Source organism: Ciceribacter sichuanensis (assembly GCF_024055605.1).
Taxonomy (GTDB): domain Bacteria; phylum Pseudomonadota; class Alphaproteobacteria; order Rhizobiales; family Rhizobiaceae; genus Allorhizobium; species Allorhizobium sichuanense.
In genome coordinates, this window is sequence record NZ_JAMXLX010000004.1 from 298,559 (window position 1) to 314,862 (window position 16,304).

At 60.8% G+C, this 16,304-nt stretch carries 18 protein-coding genes; 9 read left to right on the forward strand and 9 right to left on the reverse strand.

All coding sequences use genetic code 11. From position 1 onward, the window contains the following. Positions 1-12: 12 nt before the first annotated feature. On the reverse strand, positions 13-729 hold the full coding sequence (gene rph / locus NBH21_RS14615; RefSeq protein ID WP_250913976.1) for a ribonuclease PH: 717 nt from the start codon (positions 727-729) through the stop codon (positions 13-15). Between the two features lie 171 nt (positions 730-900). On the opposite strand from rph, the gene hrcA reads away from it, so the two are divergent. After that, positions 901-1,989 (forward strand): heat-inducible transcriptional repressor HrcA, encoded by a 1,089-nt coding sequence (gene hrcA, locus NBH21_RS14620; RefSeq protein ID WP_250913975.1) that lies wholly within the window; start codon positions 901-903, stop codon positions 1,987-1,989. A 72-nt stretch (positions 1,990-2,061) separates the two neighbouring features. Continuing rightward, positions 2,062-2,721 (forward strand): nucleotide exchange factor GrpE, encoded by a 660-nt coding sequence (gene grpE / locus NBH21_RS14625; RefSeq protein ID WP_425340431.1) that lies wholly within the window; start codon positions 2,062-2,064, stop codon positions 2,719-2,721. Positions 2,722-2,788: 67 nt separating this feature from the next. Here the strand turns inward: grpE and ptsN are convergent, their stop codons facing one another. The 6 genes from ptsN to lptC form a co-directional block, all read right to left on the reverse strand. Beyond that, complete coding sequence (ptsN, locus tag NBH21_RS14630; protein ID WP_099056363.1) at positions 2,789-3,253, reverse strand: PTS IIA-like nitrogen regulatory protein PtsN; 465 nt, start codon at positions 3,251-3,253, stop codon at positions 2,789-2,791. A gap of 73 nt (positions 3,254-3,326) precedes the next feature. Next, complete coding sequence (gene hpf / locus NBH21_RS14635; RefSeq protein ID WP_250913973.1) at positions 3,327-3,911, reverse strand: ribosome hibernation-promoting factor, HPF/YfiA family; 585 nt, start codon at positions 3,909-3,911, stop codon at positions 3,327-3,329. 237 nt (positions 3,912-4,148) lie between these two features. Further along, positions 4,149-5,702, reverse strand: coding sequence for an RNA polymerase factor sigma-54 (rpoN, locus tag NBH21_RS14640; protein ID WP_250913972.1), 1,554 nt, complete (start codon positions 5,700-5,702; stop codon positions 4,149-4,151). Between the two features lie 155 nt (positions 5,703-5,857). Next, positions 5,858-6,604: an LPS export ABC transporter ATP-binding protein gene (lptB, locus tag NBH21_RS14645; RefSeq protein ID WP_163906044.1), complete on the reverse strand. Its 747-nt coding sequence runs from the start codon at positions 6,602-6,604 to the stop codon at positions 5,858-5,860. A gap of 82 nt (positions 6,605-6,686) precedes the next feature. Next, on the reverse strand, positions 6,687-7,250 hold the full coding sequence (locus tag NBH21_RS14650) for an LptA/OstA family protein (protein ID WP_425340432.1): 564 nt from the start codon (positions 7,248-7,250) through the stop codon (positions 6,687-6,689). A gap of 14 nt (positions 7,251-7,264) precedes the next feature. Beyond that, positions 7,265-7,930 carry an LPS export ABC transporter periplasmic protein LptC gene (lptC, locus tag NBH21_RS14655; RefSeq protein ID WP_250913970.1) on the reverse strand — a complete coding sequence of 222 codons (666 nt, stop codon included), beginning with the start codon at positions 7,928-7,930 and terminating at the stop codon, positions 7,265-7,267. Positions 7,931-8,259: 329 nt separating this feature from the next. Between lptC and NBH21_RS14660 the strand changes: the two genes are divergently transcribed. The 6 genes from NBH21_RS14660 (at position 8,260) to olsB (ending at position 12,634) form a co-directional block, all read left to right on the forward strand. Then, entirely contained in the window at positions 8,260-8,562 is a 303-nt protein-coding gene (locus tag NBH21_RS14660; RefSeq protein ID WP_099056368.1) for an integration host factor subunit beta, read from the forward strand. Between the two features lie 93 nt (positions 8,563-8,655). Further along, the gene (locus tag NBH21_RS14665) at positions 8,656-9,000 is read left to right on the forward strand and encodes a DUF1049 domain-containing protein (RefSeq protein ID WP_250913969.1); all 345 of its coding nucleotides are present in this window, start codon (positions 8,656-8,658) and stop codon (positions 8,998-9,000) included. Positions 9,001-9,113: 113 nt separating this feature from the next. Then, positions 9,114-10,262, forward strand: a complete 1,149-nt coding sequence (locus tag NBH21_RS14670; protein WP_280925192.1) for a class I SAM-dependent methyltransferase — start codon at positions 9,114-9,116, stop codon at positions 10,260-10,262. Beyond that, positions 10,259-11,119, forward strand: a complete 861-nt coding sequence (locus NBH21_RS14675) for a TrmH family RNA methyltransferase (protein ID WP_250913967.1) — start codon at positions 10,259-10,261, stop codon at positions 11,117-11,119. Before NBH21_RS14670 ends, NBH21_RS14675 begins: the two co-directional genes overlap by 4 nt. Continuing rightward, positions 11,116-11,607: a signal peptidase II gene (gene lspA, locus NBH21_RS14680; protein WP_250913966.1), complete on the forward strand. Its 492-nt coding sequence runs from the start codon at positions 11,116-11,118 to the stop codon at positions 11,605-11,607. Before NBH21_RS14675 ends, lspA begins: the two co-directional genes overlap by 4 nt. Before the next feature lie 148 nt (positions 11,608-11,755). Further along, positions 11,756-12,634: a l-ornithine N(alpha)-acyltransferase gene (gene olsB, locus NBH21_RS14685; RefSeq protein ID WP_250913965.1), complete on the forward strand. Its 879-nt coding sequence runs from the start codon at positions 11,756-11,758 to the stop codon at positions 12,632-12,634. A gap of 59 nt (positions 12,635-12,693) precedes the next feature. On the opposite strand, the gene NBH21_RS14690 is transcribed toward olsB, so the two are convergent. Beyond that, the gene (locus NBH21_RS14690) at positions 12,694-12,864 is read right to left on the reverse strand and encodes a hypothetical protein (protein WP_250913964.1); all 171 of its coding nucleotides are present in this window, start codon (positions 12,862-12,864) and stop codon (positions 12,694-12,696) included. Positions 12,865-12,978: 114 nt separating this feature from the next. Here NBH21_RS14690 and NBH21_RS14695 point away from each other — a divergent pair, with 114 nt between their 5' ends. Next, a complete protein-coding gene (locus NBH21_RS14695; RefSeq protein WP_250913963.1) occupies positions 12,979-13,923 on the forward strand; it encodes a LysR substrate-binding domain-containing protein in 945 nt (314 codons plus the stop codon). Here the strand turns inward: NBH21_RS14695 and NBH21_RS14700 are convergent. Continuing rightward, on the reverse strand, positions 13,920-16,202 hold the full coding sequence (locus tag NBH21_RS14700) for an NADP-dependent malic enzyme (RefSeq protein ID WP_250913962.1): 2,283 nt from the start codon (positions 16,200-16,202) through the stop codon (positions 13,920-13,922). The two genes, NBH21_RS14695 and NBH21_RS14700, sit on opposite strands and share 4 nt — an antisense overlap. Between the last annotated feature and the right edge of the window lie 102 nt (positions 16,203-16,304).

The following is a 16,304-nucleotide window of genomic DNA, read 5'->3' on the forward strand; positions in this document are numbered from 1 at the left end:
TGGAGGCGACCCTTAGAGGATCGCCTGTTTCTGCAGGTTGACCAGTTCGCCGATGCCGTTGCGTGCAAGCCGCATCAGCGTCAGGAATTCCTCCTCCGAGAACGGAACGCCCTCGGCGGTTCCCTGAACCTCGACGATGGCACCGGTGCCGGTCATGACGAAGTTCGCGTCAGTCTCGGCGGAGGAGTCTTCCAGATAGTCGAGGTCGATGACCGGCTGGTTGGCGAAGATACCACAGGAAATGGCGGCGACGTGATCCTTCAGGACCTTCTCCACCTTCACCATGTTGCGGGCTTCCATCCACTTCAGGCAGTCGTAAAGGGCAATCCATGCGCCGGTGATCGATGCCGTGCGGGTGCCGCCATCGGCCTGGATCACGTCGCAGTCGATGGTGATCTGACGTTCGCCGAGTGCTTCAAGATCGACGATGGCGCGCAGCGAACGGCCGATGAGGCGCTGGATCTCCTGCGTGCGGCCACCCTGCTTGCCGGACGCGGCCTCGCGCTTCATGCGATCACCGGTCGCGCGCGGCAGCATGCCGTATTCCGCGGTGACCCAGCCCTTGCCGCTGTTGCGCAGCCACGGCGGCGTCTTGTCTTCAAGGCTCGCCGTGCAGAGCACGTGGGTATCACCGAATTTGACGAGGCAGGAGCCTTCCGCATGCTTGGAAAAATTGCGCTCGAACGAGACCTTGCGCATTTGGTCGGTTTTTCTGCCTGATGGCCGCATTGCGTTCTCCTTGGATGCCCAAAGGCCTTCTAAGGTCCGCGCTTACGATTTGCAAAGAAAAAGCATGAAAGCCTTGGCATGTCCGGAATTGTCCTATTTTTCCGGTTTGTGATTGGGCTTTGAGTGGCTATATTTCGTCCCGATGACAGACACACAGATTTCGCGCGGCTGATGACACCAACGACGACACCGTTCAAGGACGTGACGGCGTCACTGGATGATCGCTCCAGGGAGGTCTTCCGACGTATCGTGGAAAGCTATCTGGAATCGGGCGACCCGCTCGGCTCCCGCAACCTGTCACGCCTTCTGCCCATGTCGCTTTCGCCTGCGTCGGTCCGCAATGTGATGAGCGACCTGGAAGATCTCGGCCTCATCTATGCGCCGCATGTCAGTGCCGGCCGCCTGCCGACCCAGCTTGGCCTTCGCTTCTTCGTCGATGCGTTCATGCAGGTCGGCGATCTCTCGGCGGAAGAGCGTGGCAGCATCGAGCGCCAGATCCGTCCGTCCGGTCCGGACCAGCCGATGGAAAACCTGCTGACGGAAGCAAGCCTGATGCTCTCCGGGCTCTCGCGAGGCGCAGGCCTTGTGATCGCGGCCAAGAGCGATCCCGTTCTCAAGCATGTCGAGTTCATCCGGCTGGAGCCGACCAAGGCGCTTGCCGTACTGGTCGGTGAGCATAACCAGATCGAAAACCGCATCATTGACCTGCCGGCGGGCATCACCGCCTCGCAGCTAACCGAAGCGGCGAATTTCCTCAACGCCAATCTCGCCGGTCAGACGCTTGTCGAACTGCGCAACCAGATCGAAAAGCTCAAGCAGCAGGTGGCGGGCGAACTCGACGTTCTGTCCCAGGATCTCGTGGAACGGGGCCTTGCCGTCTGGTCTGGCGGCAGGGACGAGGAGAAGCCGACGCGGCTCATCGTGCGCGGGCGGGCAAACCTTCTGGAAGGGTTGGCAGGCACGGATGATATCGACCGCCTGCGGCTTCTCTTCGATGACCTCGAACGCAAGGAAAGTCTGGTCGAGATCCTCAATCTCGCCGAGAGCGGCTCTGGTGTCCGGATTTTCATCGGCTCCGAAAACAAGCTGTTTTCGCTCTCCGGCTCATCGCTGATCGTCGCTCCCTATCGGGATGGAGAAGATCGCATCGTCGGCGCCGTCGGCGTCATCGGGCCGACCCGGCTCAACTATTCCCGCATCGTGCCGATGGTGGACTATACCGCGCAGTTGATGGCGCGGCTTTCGCGATCAGGACGCTGACTTAACGACGCATGTCGGGCCGATCTCCGGCTTGTTGGACTGCAAGTCTTGATTTTTCCACGGCAAACCCTGATATCGGGCACAAATTCGAAAACAGTTCGAAACGCAAATCACTCGGAGGACGTCATGACCGACGACACCAAGAAGAACGAAACCGACACGACGGCAGCCGAAAACCTGGCACCGGAGGCCGCGACTGAAGCGGAGGCCGTGATCGATCCCGTGGAAGCGCTGAAGGCGGAAAATTCCGAGCTTCGCGACCGCTTCTTGCGCCTTGCTGCCGAAATGGACAACCTGCGCCGCCGCACCGAGCGCGACGTGAAGGATGCGAAGTCCTATGCGGTGACCAGCTTTGCGCGCGACATGCTTGCCGTTTCCGACAACCTGCGCCGTGCGCTCGACACCATTCCGGAAGAAGCTCGCGCGGCTGCGGATGCCGGGCTTGCAGCCCTCGTCGAAGGCGTCGAGATGACCGAACGTGGCATGCTTGCGACGCTCGAGCGTCACGGCGTTCGCAAGATCGAGGCCGAAGGCCAGAAGTTCGACCCGAACTTCCATCAGGCGATGTTCGAAATCCCTAATCCCGAAGTGCCGAACAACACGGTCGTGCAGGTTGTTCAGGCCGGCTATGCGATCGGGGACCGGGTTCTGCGCCCGGCCATGGTGGGCGTTGCCAAGGGCGGCCCGAAGGCTGACGCGGCAGCCGAGCAGGCGGCCGAAAAGAACGGCTGAAAACAAAATTTCCGGATGTCATGAAAGCGCCCGAAAGGGCGCTTTTTTTATGCATCAAGATGACAGGTCAGGCGGCTGTGGATGCCTGTTCCTCATTGAGGAAAGCGTAGATGGCAGAAGCCGAATCCGTGGCGCGCAGCTTGGCGACGAGATCCTGGTCTCGGAGAACGCGGGCGATGCGCGAAAGCGCCTTGAGATGGTCGGCACCGGCGCCTTCGGGCGCCAGCAGCAGAAACACGAGATCGACCGGTTGGTCATCGAGTGCTTCGAAATCGACGGGTGTTTCAAGCCGTGCGAACACGCCTGTGATGGCGGTAATGTTGTTCAGCTTGCCATGCGGAATGGCGATTCCGTTGCCGACGCCGGTCGATCCCAGACGTTCCCGCTGCAGGATGACGTCGAAAATCTCGCGTTCCGGGATGTCGGTGAGCTTGGAGGCTTTGGCCGCAAGTTCCTGAAGCAACTGCTTCTTGGAGTTCACCCTGAGGGCGGGAACGACCGCATCTTGTTGCAGCAAATCTGCCAAGGCCATTTCATAATCCTTCGTGTCGCCGAGACAAGAATGGGACAAGCGGCGGCGTTGGCCGCCGCTTGCACAGTGCTTATCAGGCTTTGATATTGGCGGAATCGATCCAGCCGATATTGCCGTCGTTGCGGCGGTAAACGATGTTAAGTTCATCCTTGCCCGGGCTGCGGAACAGCAGAACCGGTTCATCGGTCATGTCGAGCGCCATAACGGCGGATGCGACCGTCATCGTGCGAAGCTTCTTGGTGCTCTCTGCCACGATGGTGGGCGCATAGTCCTCCGGCACTTCATCATGCTCGTCGGACAGGGTGTCCATGACGGTATAGGGCACCTCGATGGCAGATGCGGCCGCACCGACGGGATGGTGATCCTTGAGCTTACGCTTGTATCGGCGCAGGCGCTTTTCGATGCGGTCTGCGGCGACGTCGAAGGCGATCTGCGGATCATTGGCCGAACCGGTCGCGTGGAGGTTGGCGCCGGCGTCCAGATGAACCGCGCAATCCGCCACGAACTGCGCTGCAGCCGCAGAGGACTTGGTTACGGTGATCTGGCCGGAATACCCTCCGTCGAAGTACTTCGTGACCGCTTCTCCGATCCGCTCTCCGATCCGCTGACGGAAGGAGTCGCCGATTTCCATATGTTTGCCGGATACACGCACACTCATGGAGTTTCCCTTCATACTTATAGTTGGTTTGCAGGCGTCAGTTTACGCCAAGCGACGCACGCATCCAAGCTCTTCAAGCGGTATTGTCGGTCTCTATCCCGTGTACCGGGCCTCTGTCGGGGATAAGATTGAGTGATTGTGAACCCGTATCGATCGGGGCGGGCTTCTAGCCGCGCCTCTGGCAAAAGTCAACAGTCTCTTAATGTTGCATCAACTTATAGAGGTGTCCATACACCTTTAGATTGCCGTAGCCTTCGCCATGGCCCGCTTTTCACGGCGCCTCTGGACGGAGGATGGAATGTTCATGGCCTCGCGATACTTTGCCACAGTCCGGCGGGCGAGGTCGACGCCACCGGACTTGAGGCTGAGCACGATATCGTCATCCGAAAGAACAGCTTCGGGGCTCTCCTGGGCGATCATCATCCTGATACGGTGACGGACGGCCTCGGCCGAATGGCTGTCGCCGCCTTCGGCCGAACCTATTGATACGCTGAAGAAATATTTGAGTTCGAACAGGCCGCGCGGCGTCAGCATGTACTTGTTCGAGGTCACCCGGCTGACGGTCGACTCGTGCATCTTGATCGCGTCGGCGACGGTCTTCAGGTTCAGCGGACGCAAGTGATCGACGCCGTGCTGCAGGAAGGCGTCCTGCTGGCGCACGATCTCGCTTGCCACCTTCATGATGGTTTTTGCCCGCTGGTCGAGGCTGCGGGTCAGCCAGCTGGCATTCTGCAGGCATTCCGAAAGAAATGCCTGGTCGGCGTCCGTGGTGGCGCCGTTCTTGCCGACTGCCGTCGCATAGTTCTGGTTGACCAGCACCCGGGGCAGGGCGTCGGCATTGAGCTCGACACGCCAGCCGCCGTCGGATGCTGGACGCACGACGATGTCGGGGATCACGGTTTCGAGAGAACCGCCTTCGAAGCCGCTACCCGGCTTGGGATGCAGCTTGCGGATCTCCGCCAGCATGTCGATGAGATCTTCCTCATCGACGCCGCACAGCTTCTTCAGCATGTTGAAGTCGCGCTTGGCTAGAAGTTCGAGATTGTCGATGAGGGCGGCCATGGCCGGATCGAGCCGGTCGCGCTGCCTCAGCTGGACCGCGAGACACTCGCTGAGAGAGCGGGCGAAGACACCCGGCGGATCGAGCGTCTGCAGCACTTCCAGCACGGCCTCGATATCCGCGAGTTCGTTGCCGAGCCGTGTCGCGATCTCATCGAGATCGGCCCTCAGGTAGCCGGCTTCATCGAGATGGTCGAGAAGGGCCGCCGCAATCAGCCTGTCGCCCGCATTGACGAGCGCGAAGGGAATTTGCTGGTTCAGATGGTCGCGGAGGCTCACCTGCCCGGCAACAAAATCATCGAGGTCGTAGGCCTCGCCGCTTTCGCCGGTGCTGCCCGGCATCGATTTCCACTGCCCCAGCAGCTCGGGTGCATCGGCGCGAGTGGCGGAGGCTTCGTCGGAAAGTGCGGAATCGAAATTGGAATCGAGACGTTCGTTCAGGCTGTTTGCCTGCCCCGGCTCATACCAGTCGCTGGCGAGGGCGGAGGACGATCCGTCGTCCGCTTTTGCAGTCTCTACATTCGCCTCCGGTTCGCCTCCAGACGAGGAGCCGGCGCCCAAATCTGCATCATCTGATGCTAATTCGAGCAGCGGATTTTTTTCGACTTCCTGGGAAATGAACTGGATGAGTTCGATATGCGTCATCTGCAGCAACTGGATGGATTGCATCAGTTGCGGAGTCATGACGAGCGATTGGCTCTGGCGCAGGAAAAGATTGGCTGACAAAGCCATGGCGGACGCGAAACTCCCCTACAATCCCTCCGGATTCCCCGCGCCGCAGGCCGCGGCAGCTGGGGAATTTCCAACTGGCCCAAAAATTGCTTTTTTATTGGGTTTGGTCAAGCCGAACTATGGTCGGCAGGAGAATTTCTTGACGGCTGAGCCTATCAGAGGCTGAACTTGTCGCCAAGGTAGAGACGACGCACGTCGGGATTGTTGACGATGTCGTTGGCGCGGCCATGGGTCAATACTTCGCCGGCATGAATGATGTAGGCGCGGTCGATGAGGCCGAGCGTTTCACGAACATTGTGGTCGGTGATCAGCACGCCGATGCCGCGCGCCGTCAGGTGGCGAACGAGATTCTGGATGTCCGACACCGAAATCGGGTCGACGCCGGCGAAGGGTTCGTCGAGCAGCATGAAGGTCGGGTCGGTCGCGAGCGCCCGGGCGATTTCGAGGCGGCGGCGTTCACCGCCCGATAGGGCAACGGCAGCCGATTTGCGCAGCTTCTCGATGTGAAACTCCGCAAGCAGTTCGTCGAGCTTGGCTTCGCGCTTCTTGCGATCCTTTTCGTGCACCTCGAGAACTGCGCGGATGTTGTCCTCCACCGAAAGCCCGCGAAAGATCGAGGCCTCCTGCGGCAGATAGCCGACGCCAAGGCGCGCGCGCCGGTACATCGGCATCCCGGAAACGTCATTGCCGTTGATCGCAATGGTTCCGACATCGACGGGCACCAGCCCCGTGATCATGTAGAAACAGGTGGTCTTGCCGGCGCCGTTGGGGCCAAGCAGGCCGACGGCCTCGCCGCGCCGCACGACGAGTGATACGCCGTTTACGACCCGTCGGTTGTTGTAGGTCTTCGTCAGGCCGTGGGCGATCAGCGTGCCTTCGTAGCGTGTCTTGTCACGACGCATTTCGGCGTCGAACTGCGACTGTTCTGCGCGACCGTTGCCGAGCAAGCCTGAGAGAGCGGGAATTTTCACGTCCGGGCCGATACTATTGCTTTTTCTGGGATTTCGGGTCGAGCTGGATCTGGACACGCCCGCCACAAGCATCCAGTTTGGCTTCCCCGGAATTCATCTGCACCGTCAGCTTACAGCCGACGAAGACGTTCTGGCCCTCGGACAGCACGACCCGGTCACCCTCGAGTGTGAAGACCTGGCTATCCATGTCGAAATGCCCGCGATCGGCGGTTGCCTGCTGCGTGCCTGAAGACAGGAAGACCTTGTCCGTCACATCGATGTTCTCGATGTCGGCATTGCCGCTCGTCACGCTGGTGCCTTCACCGCGGTACTTGACCGTCATGTTGCCGGACTGCAGCGTGGTCGTGCCCTGCACAACCTTGACGTTGCCCGAAAACAGGGCCGTCTTGTCCTGTTCCCGGATCTCGAGCTGGTCGCTTTCGATCTGGATCGGTTGATCGTTGGAGAGCTTCAGCCCGTCCATCTTGCTCTTGGTCGCCTGGGCGAGTGCGCCTGTCGGCGCCGCAAGCGGAATGAGGCCCGTCGCGACAAGCAGGCCAGCCAGGGTGAGCGTTTTGTAAATACTGCAGCAATGCATGACTGGTCCGGCTCTCATTTGTCCGTTTTGTGAATAGTGGAGGGATCGAGGTTTACCCGAACACCTCCTGAAAAACTGATAACGCGTCCCTTATCCGTTATCTTGAGCGCCTGCGCAACAATTGCCGCTTCATTCGCCTTGATGGTCACCTGATCGGTGGTCTCCATCGAGCCACCCTTGATATTGAGGTGGGCGGAGTTGAAGGTCGCCTCGAGCCCGGAACTGAGTTTGATGGTGAAGGGCTTGTCCATATCGAGGAGATCGGAGGTGCGATCGAAGATCCCGCTGAGCGCCTTGACCATGGCGACCGTGTTCTCGTTCAGGGGAACGGCGGCGGCAATGGTTTCGAGTGCGATGATGTTGGGATTCTTGATATCCTGCAGCGCCCGTTCGGCGCGCATGGAATAATTGATGCCATCCGAATTGCGGCCAGCAATCGCCGGTTTTTCCATCACGACCTTGCCGTTTTCGATCTTGGCCGATTCGATTTTCAGTTCTTCCGGCAGGTAGGCCCGGACCACCGAGACGCCGACGAAGGCAAGTGAGATCACGAAAGCTGAAACCGGCAGGAGCACTTTCAGGCGGCGCACGCGTGCCGAATGGCTCAATGCCGCACGATAGGCAGCGTCTTCCGGCTGGCGGCCGGCTGGCGTCGCGTTATCGTCGGTGCGTTTCAGCATGTGTGAAGCCTGTTCGGTGTGATTTCCGTAAGCGCTATCGCGGAATCCGGAAAGATGTTTCGCATTATCGCATATGCTTGCCAATATGGAAATTCCGGCTGGAGATACAAGCTCGCCCCCTGTGACGCAAGACTTCGCCGATATGGGGGCGCCTTTCGTTCGATGCGAAGGCAAGATCGTGGCGAGGTTGATTATCCGCGACGATTGTGATGTCTTAGCACGGCTTTGCGGCGGCGTCTGGCTGCGCTAAGTTGTTCCTTGACGGTCCTTTTTGGGTTTGGCACCCTTGGAACGTCCGTATTTTCAAAAAGGTTTTCGAGGGGGCAGGCGTGATCAAGTCGGAACTGGTGCAGATAGTCGCAGCGCGTAATCCGCATCTCTATCATCGCGATGTCGAAAACATCGTCAATGCAGTCCTCGACGAGATCACCGACGCACTCGCGTCCGGAAACCGTGTGGAACTGCGTGGGTTCGGCGCATTCTCCGTCAAGAATCGCCCCTCCCGGTCCGGCAGGAACCCGCGCACAGGCGAAACCGTCTTTGTTGAGGAGAAGTGGGTTCCCTTTTTCAAAACCGGCAAGGAATTGCGTGAGCGCCTCAACCCCGGCATGGCCGATGAAGGCGACGACTGAGTGCGGGCTGGTCCGTGAACCCGACAAAAGGGTTAGTCCGGCCGGTCGCAAATATAATGTAAATACAGGGCGGTCATGCGCCGGGAGTCTGCGATGGTCAGGAAAATCGTCGGTCTGGTTATCTTGGTACCGCTTGGCATAGTGCTTATCGTCCTGTCCGTGGCCAACAGGGAAATGGTGCGGCTTGCGCTCAATCCCTTTCAGCCTGATGATCAGATGCTGTCCGTCTCCGCACCGTTCTTCGTCTTTATCTTCTCTGCCGTGATCCTGGGCCTGTTGCTCGGCTCGGCCGTCACCTGGCTTTCCCAGGGCAAGTATCGCAAGCGTGCGCGCAACGAAGCCCGTTCGGCTGTGCGCTGGCAGGCTGAAGCCGACCGGCACAAGACCCGCGCCGAGGAAATCGCCGGCAGCACCCTTCCGCGGATTCAGGCCAAGTAGGCTTGCAATCGGTAGCGCTCTCGCGGTCGTTTGCAACGAAAGCGCTTTCGCGCGCTCTCCCGGAGTGCTATGGCCCGGCGCTTGAGTACGGGCAAAACGACAAGACATAGGATATGGGCGTGAAGAACAGGGACCGCCGACCGATGCGCAGTGGACCGGGCGGCTCCTCCTCGGGTCTGACCCGGCCGGGTTCGCGCGGCGGCAAGGATACGGCCAAGGGTTTAACCGGCAAGGGACGGGACGAACGGCCTCGCGCCGCCGAAAAACGCCAGCCGCGGGCCGAGGCTGAAGCCCCTTCCACCAAGGTGGCGTCCGAGCCGGCGCGCGCGTTGATCGTTCGCACCGGGGAGCGCCCCGCCGAGCGTGTGCCCCTGATCCTCGAATCTCCCGGCGCCGGCGATTTTCACCTGATCGACAGCGGCGAAGGCCTGAAACTCGAGCAATACGGTCCCTACCGCATCGTTCGCCCCGAGGCGCAGGCGCTCTGGCCGAAGGCGCTGCCAGCGCATGTATGGGAACGCGCGGACGCCATTTTTACTGGTGACACCGATGAAGACGGCATGGGCCGCTGGCGCTTCCCTCGCGAGATGCTGGGCGAAACCTGGCCGTTATCCCTGCTCGGCATCGATTTTCTCGGACGCTTCACCTCGTTCCGTCATGTCGGCGTGTTCCCCGAGCAGATCGCTCACTGGACATGGATGAAGCAGCAGGTCGAACAGGCTGGACGGCCGCTCAAGGTGCTGAACCTGTTCGGCTATACCGGCGTCGCTTCCCTTGTCGCCGCTTCCGCGGGGGCCGAGGTTACCCATGTCGATGCCTCGAAGAAGGCAATCGGCTGGGCGCGCGAAAATCAGGCACTGAGCCGTCTGGACAGGGCGCCGATCCGCTGGATCTGCGAAGACGCGATGAAGTTCATCCAGCGGGAAGAACGTCGCGGCAGCCGTTACGACATCATCCTGACCGACCCGCCTAAGTTCGGACGCGGTCCCAATGGCGAGGTTTGGCAGCTTTTCGATCACCTGCCGCTGATGCTCGACATTTGCCGGGAACTGCTGTCGCCGAAGGCGGTCGGGCTGGTGCTGACAGCCTATTCGATCCGCGCCAGCTTCTACTCGATCCATGAACTGATGCGCGAAACTATGCGCGGCAAGCGCGGCATCGTCGAATCCGGCGAACTGGTGATCCGCGAAGCCGGTCTTGACGGTAAGACGCCGGGCAGGGCGCTTTCCACCTCACTTTTCAGCCGCTGGGTGCCGAAATGAACGACGATTTCAGGAACGAAGGCGCAAGGCGCGTGGGCCAGGTGAAGGAAATCACCAGCCTTGCCAACCCGATCGTCAAGGACATCAAGGCGCTTGCGCTCAAGAAGGCGCGCGACGAAACGAAGACCTTCATGGCCGAAGGCCTGAAGCTCGTGATCGATGCGCTCGACCTCGGCTGGACGATCCGCACGTTCGTCTATTCCAAGGCCGCCAAGGGCAAGCCGTTGGTCGAGAAAGTTGCCGCCCGCACGGTGGCCTCGGGCGGACTGGTGCTGGAGGTCTCCGAAAAAGTCATGTCGGCGATCACCCGGCGTGACAATCCGCAGATGGTGGCGGGCATTTTCGACCAGCGCTGGAAAGCCCTGAAGGATGTGAAGCCGACCGGCAGCGAGACCTGGGTCGCGCTCGACCGCGTGCGCGATCCCGGCAATCTCGGAACCATTATCCGCACGGCCGATGCCGCTGGCGCTTCCGGCGTCATCCTGGTCGGCGATTGCACCGATCCGTTTTCGCTGGAAACCGTCCGCGCGACGATGGGTTCATTGTTTGCGGTTCCACTGGTGCGGGCGAGCTCCACGGATTTCCTCAAATGGAAGGGCACATGCGGCGCGCGCCTCGTTGCGACCCATCTGGCCGGTTCCGTCGACTATCGCACCATCGATTACCGCAGCAAGCCGGTGATCCTGATGATGGGCAACGAGCAGTCGGGCCTGCCGGACGATCTCGCGGGTGCGGCGGACGCGCTGGCGCGCATACCGCAGACCGGGCGTGCCGACTCGCTCAATCTGGCCGTTGCGACCGGTGTCATGCTGTTCGAGGTGCGGCGCCATCTCCTCACCCTCGACGGAAGCCGATGACCACATTTCTGGAAAGACTGACACGGCCGTTCCCAGCCTTCATGCTGATCGTTCTGATGCTGATCCTCGATCAGGCGATCAAGTATGCTGTGGAGCTTTATCTGCCGCTGAACGAAGCCGTGCATGTCGTGCCGATGCTGGCGCTCTATCGCACCTACAATCTCGGCGTCGCCTTCTCCATGCTGTCGGATACGAGTGGCTGGTTCATCGTCACCCTCAGGCTCACCATCGTAGCCTTCGTGCTGTGGCTGTGGCATCGTACCGGCCGTGAACACCATCTCGCCCATCTGGGTTTCGCGCTGATTATCGCCGGTGCGCTCGGTAATTTGATTGATCGCTTTGTTTACGGTCATGTTATCGACTATATACTCTTCTACACGAGGACGTGGTCTTTCGCGGTGTTCAACCTTGCCGACAGCCTGATCACCATCGGTGCCGGGTTTATTCTGCTGGATGAGGTGTTGGCCCACAGACGTTCGAAAGAGTAGGTTTTACCGGTGCCGCAAATGGGATACGAAGTGGCGGTATCGGGGTGAGTTTTTCACGGGCAGACGCCCGAATTGTGTGACAATTCCTGTCACTTTCCTGTCGTACAGCCGTGGTTTATGACCCCTAGCTTAACCTGGACGAGTCGCGATGAGCGTTGAACTTCTGGATCGAAAGTCCCTGCTTGAGGGCGGCTCTGCGTCCGCCGCTCCCGACCAGTCCATTTCCGAGGGCCTTTACGGCCGCATCGGCTCGCTGGAAACGCGCCTCGCCCGCAATGAGCGCGAGATCGACGCCGCCCAGGCCGTACGTTACAGGGTGTTCGTCGAGGAAATGAAGGCTCAGGTGGCTCCGGAAGCCGCCCGGCTCCAGCGTGACGTCGATTCCTGGGATGCCGTCTGTGATCACCTTCTGGTGGTCGACCGTTCGATCGAAGGCGATCCGGAAGACCAGATCGTCGGCACCTACCGCCTGCTGCGCCATGAGGTCGCGATGATGCATGGTGGCTTCTATTCCGACTCCGAATTCGCGATCAGCGACCTTGTCGCCCGCCATCCGGAAAAACGCTTCATGGAGCTTGGCCGTTCCTGCGTTCTGCCCGCCTATCGCAACAAGCGCACTGTCGAACTCCTGTGGCAGGGCTGCTGGGCCTATGCCTTGCAGCATCGTGCCGACGCCATGTTCGGTTGCGGGTCCTTCCCGGGCGTACGCCCCGAAGAGCATGCGCTTGCCCTTTCCTTCCTGCACCACAATACCGGCGTTCGCGGCGAGTGGACGGTTTCGGCAAAGCCCGAGCTTTACCGTGAAATGGACCTGATGCCGGTCGAGGCGATCAATGCACGCAAGGCCCTGTCTGCCATGCCGCCGCTGATCAAGGGCTATCTGCGCCTCGGCGCCATGGTCGGCAATGGCGCGGTCGTGGATCACGCCTTCAACACCACCGATGTGTTGATCGTACTTCCGATCGCCAGCATTTCCGGCCGCTACGTGAACTACTACGGCGCCGACGCTGGCCGTTTCTCGAGCTGACGGCCTTTCGCCCGCTGGATCCCTCCAGGAAATAGCCGCGGGCGAATCCCCTTCATCAATCATTCCGGCGGGATCGCACGAGGATCGAACGGCAGGTCTGCCCTGCGGCGCTCGTCCATGACTGCAATCTGCGGATGGCCGAGCGGGTCGCGGATCCCCTCCGCACAGAATTCCAATCTCTGTTCCGGACTGCGGAAGAGGTTGAGGAAATTCAAGAATATCTTGAGCATACTTTGGCCTCCCATTCCCGGCGGATGCTAAAAAATTGCGAGATTTCAGCGGTATAATCCCGGATACAGGCCCCATCCATTGATGTATTCCGCAGAGGTATGTAGATTTTCTACATGCGCAACCTGAATGTGATCACCCTGAATGGCTTGCGGGCGGTGGAGGCGGTCGCCCGCCTCGGCTCGTTGCAGGCTGCCGCAGATGAACTCGGCGTCACCATCGGCGCCGTCAGCCAGCAGGTCATCAAGTGCGAGACACAACTGGGGCGAACCCTTTTCGCAAGGGAGCCGCGCGGTCTCGTGGTGCTGCCGGGCGGGCGCGATTTCGTGGCGCGCCTGACAGAAGCGTTCGGCGGAATTTCCCGCGCAGTGGAAGTAGTGCGCCACGAGCGCGATGACGTCCTGACGATCTCGGTCGCACCCGTCTTTGCCGCGCGATGGCTCGTGTTCAGGCTGGGCCGCTTTGCCGAGCGTCATCCGGATATCCGCATCCGGCTCGACGCGACCGACCGTCTCGCCGATCCGAATGTCGGTGATGTCGATCTCTGTATTCGGGTTGGAAGGGGACGCTGGCCGGGCGTGCGGGCCGACCTTCTTTTGCAGCAGCGCGTCTTTCCCGTCTGTACGCCGGCGCTCGCTGCCGGTCTTGCTTCGCCCGCGGATCTTCTGGACATGCCGTGGGTCGTGGATGCACGCGCTCTGTTTTCACGCGATGTCTGGCTTGAATGTGCGGGATTGCCCGTCGGTCGGGTGACGGGGCGGCATGTGTTCAACGAGGCGTCGCTCTGTCTTGATGCGGTGATCGCAGGCCAGGGCGTCATGCTGGCATGGCAGACGCTTGCATCCCATGCGATCCAGAGTGGACAGCTTGTCGTGCCCTTCGGACCCTTCGCCGCAACCGGCGACGGACATTATCTGGTCACGGCCGAAAACGCGCCCCACGATCCGAAGGTCGAGGCCTTCGGGGCTTGGTTGCGCGAGGCGCTGGCTGCGGACATGGCGGCTCTCGAAGGTTTCGTCCGGTCGACGGGTATCGATCCGGACGAAAGCGCCAAGGCTTAGAGAGCGTTATAGGCCGCCATCATTGCCATGTTGACGATGTCGGTGTCCTTGGCGCCCATCTGGGTGATCTGGACGGATTTTTCGAGACCCACCAGAAGCGGCCCGATCACGGTGGAACCACCGAGTTCCTGCAGCATCTTGGTGGAAATTGCCGCGGAGTGGATCGCCGGCATGACGAGCACGTTGGCCGTGCCCGAGAGACGGCAGAACGGATACTGCTCCATGCGGTGGGCGTTGAGCGCGACATCGGCGCCCATTTCCCCGTCATATTCGAAATCGACCTTGCGCTTGTCGAGGATCTTGACCGCCTCGCGCAGCCGCTCCGAGCGCTCGCCGGTCGGGTGGCCGAAGGTCGAGTAGGCCAGAAGAGCGACGCGCGGCTCATAGCCGAAGCGATGCGCGACGTGGGCGGCTTCCTCGGCGATATCGGCAAGCTCTTCCGCCGTCGGCATGTCGTGTACGGCGGTATCGGCCACCAGCACGGTGCGTCCACGCGTCAATGCCAGCGAAACGCCGATCACGCGGTGGCCGGGCTGTGGATCGATGCAACGGCGGACGTCCTCCAGCGCGGTCGAATAGTTGCGGGTCGTGCCGGTGACCATGGCATCGGCATCGCCCAGCGCCACCATGCAGGCGGCGAAGTGGTTACGATCCGTGTTGATGAGACGCTGGCAGTCGCGGTGCAGGTAGCCTTTGCGCTGCAGGCGGGAATAGAGATATTCGGTATAGGCCTCGACGCGCTTTGAAACGCGGGCGTTGACCAGTTCGATGCCGGGCCGGTCGAGATCGATGCCGGCGCGTTCCGCGGTTGCCCTGAGCGGCTCATCGCGACCAAGCAGGATGGCAGTGCCGAGCCCCTGGTTGGCGAAGGCGATGGCAGCGCGCATCACCTGCTCTTCCTCACCTTCGGCGAAGACGACGCGCTTCGGATTTTCACGAACGCGCTCGTAGAGTTGCTGGGTGGTCGCGGCGATCGGGTCTTTGCGGGCGGATAGTTCGCGCGCATAGGCGTCAAGATCGCTGATTTCCTTGCGTGCCACGCCGGTCTCCATCGCCGCGCGGGCGACAGCGACCGGAATGGAGGAAATAAGACGTGGATCGAAGGGCACCGGAATGATGTACTGCGCGCCGAACCGCGGCCGCTGGCCCTGATAGGCGGCGGCCACGTCATCAGGCACGTCTTCGCGGGCAAGTGCTGCAAGCGCCCGGACGGCCGCGATCTTCATGGCGTCGTTGATCGAGGATGCCCGCACGTCGAGCGCGCCGCGGAAGATGTAGGGGAAGCCGAGCACATTGTTGACCTGGTTCGGATAGTCAGAGCGCCCGGTCGCCATGATCGCGTCCTTGCGGATTTCTGCGACTTCCTCCGGCGTGATTTCCGGATCCGGATTGGCCATCGCGAAGATGATCGGGTTGGGCGCCATGGAGCGGATCATATCGGCCGAAAACGCGCCCTTCTGGGAGAGACCGAGCACGACGTCGGCGCCTTCCATCGCTTCCTGCAGCGTGCGGCGGTCCGTCTTGACGGCGTGGGCCGATTTCCACTGGTTCATGCCTTCGGTGCGGCCTTGATGGATCACGCCCTTGGTGTCGCAGAGGATGATGTTTTCGGGATTGAATCCCATGGCCTTGATGAGTTCGATGCAGGCGATGGCGGCGGCGCCCGCACCGTTGCAGACGAGCTTTGTCGTCTTGAAATCGCGGCCCGTCAGTTCGAGCGCATTGATGAGACCGGCGGCGGCGATGATCGCGGTGCCGTGTTGGTCGTCATGGAAAACCGGGATGTCCATCAGTTCGCGCAGGCGCTGCTCGATGATGAAGCAGTCGGGCGCCTTGATGTCCTCGAGGTTGATGCCGCCGAAGGAGGGGCCGAGGTAGCGCACGCAGTTGATGAATTCTTCGACGTCCTGTGTATCGACCTCGAGGTCGATGGAATCGACGTCGGCAAAGCGCTTGAACAGGACGGACTTGCCTTCCATCACCGGCTTCGAGGCGAGCGCGCCGAGATTGCCGAGGCCGAGGATCGCCGTGCCGTTGGAAATGACGGCCACCATGTTGCCACGGGTGGTGTAGTCATAGGCTGTGGCAGGATCGGCAGCGATCGCCTTGACCGGAACCGCGACGCCCGGCGAATAGGCGAGCGACAGGTCGCGCTGCGTGGCCATCGCCTTGGTCGGCGTGATTTCCAGCTTGCCCGGACGTCCCTGTGAGTGGAAATCCAGCGCTTCCTGTTCGGTGACGGAGGTCTTTACGGTCTTGCCATTGTCGCTGCTCGGCATGTTTCCCTCTAACCTTGTTGTGGGCAGCCATGCGTGCGGCTGTCCTTGGTGGTTGTTTTTGCTCGGCTTAGGTCGTTAGTGTTGCCTGACATCTTTTTCAAG

Excerpts from the sequence above, each read along its gene's own strand:
- rph (WP_250913976.1), bottom strand. The coding sequence starts at position 729 with ATGCGGCCATCAGGCAGAAAAACCGACCAAATGCGCAAGGTCTCGTTC.
- hrcA (WP_250913975.1), top strand. The coding sequence starts at position 901 with ATGACACCAACGACGACACCGTTCAAGGACGTGACGGCGTCACTGGAT.
- ptsN (WP_099056363.1), bottom strand. The coding sequence starts at position 3,253 with ATGGCCTTGGCAGATTTGCTGCAACAAGATGCGGTCGTTCCCGCCCTC.
- hpf (WP_250913973.1), bottom strand. The coding sequence starts at position 3,911 with ATGAGTGTGCGTGTATCCGGCAAACATATGGAAATCGGCGACTCCTTC.
- rpoN (WP_250913972.1), bottom strand. The coding sequence starts at position 5,702 with ATGGCTTTGTCAGCCAATCTTTTCCTGCGCCAGAGCCAATCGCTCGTC.
- lptB (WP_163906044.1), bottom strand. The coding sequence starts at position 6,604 with ATGCGTCGTGACAAGACACGCTACGAAGGCACGCTGATCGCCCACGGC.
- NBH21_RS14650 (WP_425340432.1), bottom strand. The coding sequence starts at position 7,250 with ATGCATTGCTGCAGTATTTACAAAACGCTCACCCTGGCTGGCCTGCTT.
- lptC (WP_250913970.1), bottom strand. The coding sequence starts at position 7,930 with ATGCTGAAACGCACCGACGATAACGCGACGCCAGCCGGCCGCCAGCCG.
- NBH21_RS14665 (WP_250913969.1), top strand. The coding sequence starts at position 8,656 with ATGGTCAGGAAAATCGTCGGTCTGGTTATCTTGGTACCGCTTGGCATA.
- NBH21_RS14670 (WP_280925192.1), top strand. The coding sequence starts at position 9,114 with ATGGGCGTGAAGAACAGGGACCGCCGACCGATGCGCAGTGGACCGGGC.
- NBH21_RS14675 (WP_250913967.1), top strand. The coding sequence starts at position 10,259 with ATGAACGACGATTTCAGGAACGAAGGCGCAAGGCGCGTGGGCCAGGTG.
- lspA (WP_250913966.1), top strand. The coding sequence starts at position 11,116 with ATGACCACATTTCTGGAAAGACTGACACGGCCGTTCCCAGCCTTCATG.
- olsB (WP_250913965.1), top strand. The coding sequence starts at position 11,756 with ATGAGCGTTGAACTTCTGGATCGAAAGTCCCTGCTTGAGGGCGGCTCT.
- NBH21_RS14690 (WP_250913964.1), bottom strand. The coding sequence starts at position 12,864 with ATGCTCAAGATATTCTTGAATTTCCTCAACCTCTTCCGCAGTCCGGAA.
- NBH21_RS14695 (WP_250913963.1), top strand. The coding sequence starts at position 12,979 with ATGCGCAACCTGAATGTGATCACCCTGAATGGCTTGCGGGCGGTGGAG.
- NBH21_RS14700 (WP_250913962.1), bottom strand. The coding sequence starts at position 16,202 with ATGCCGAGCAGCGACAATGGCAAGACCGTAAAGACCTCCGTCACCGAA.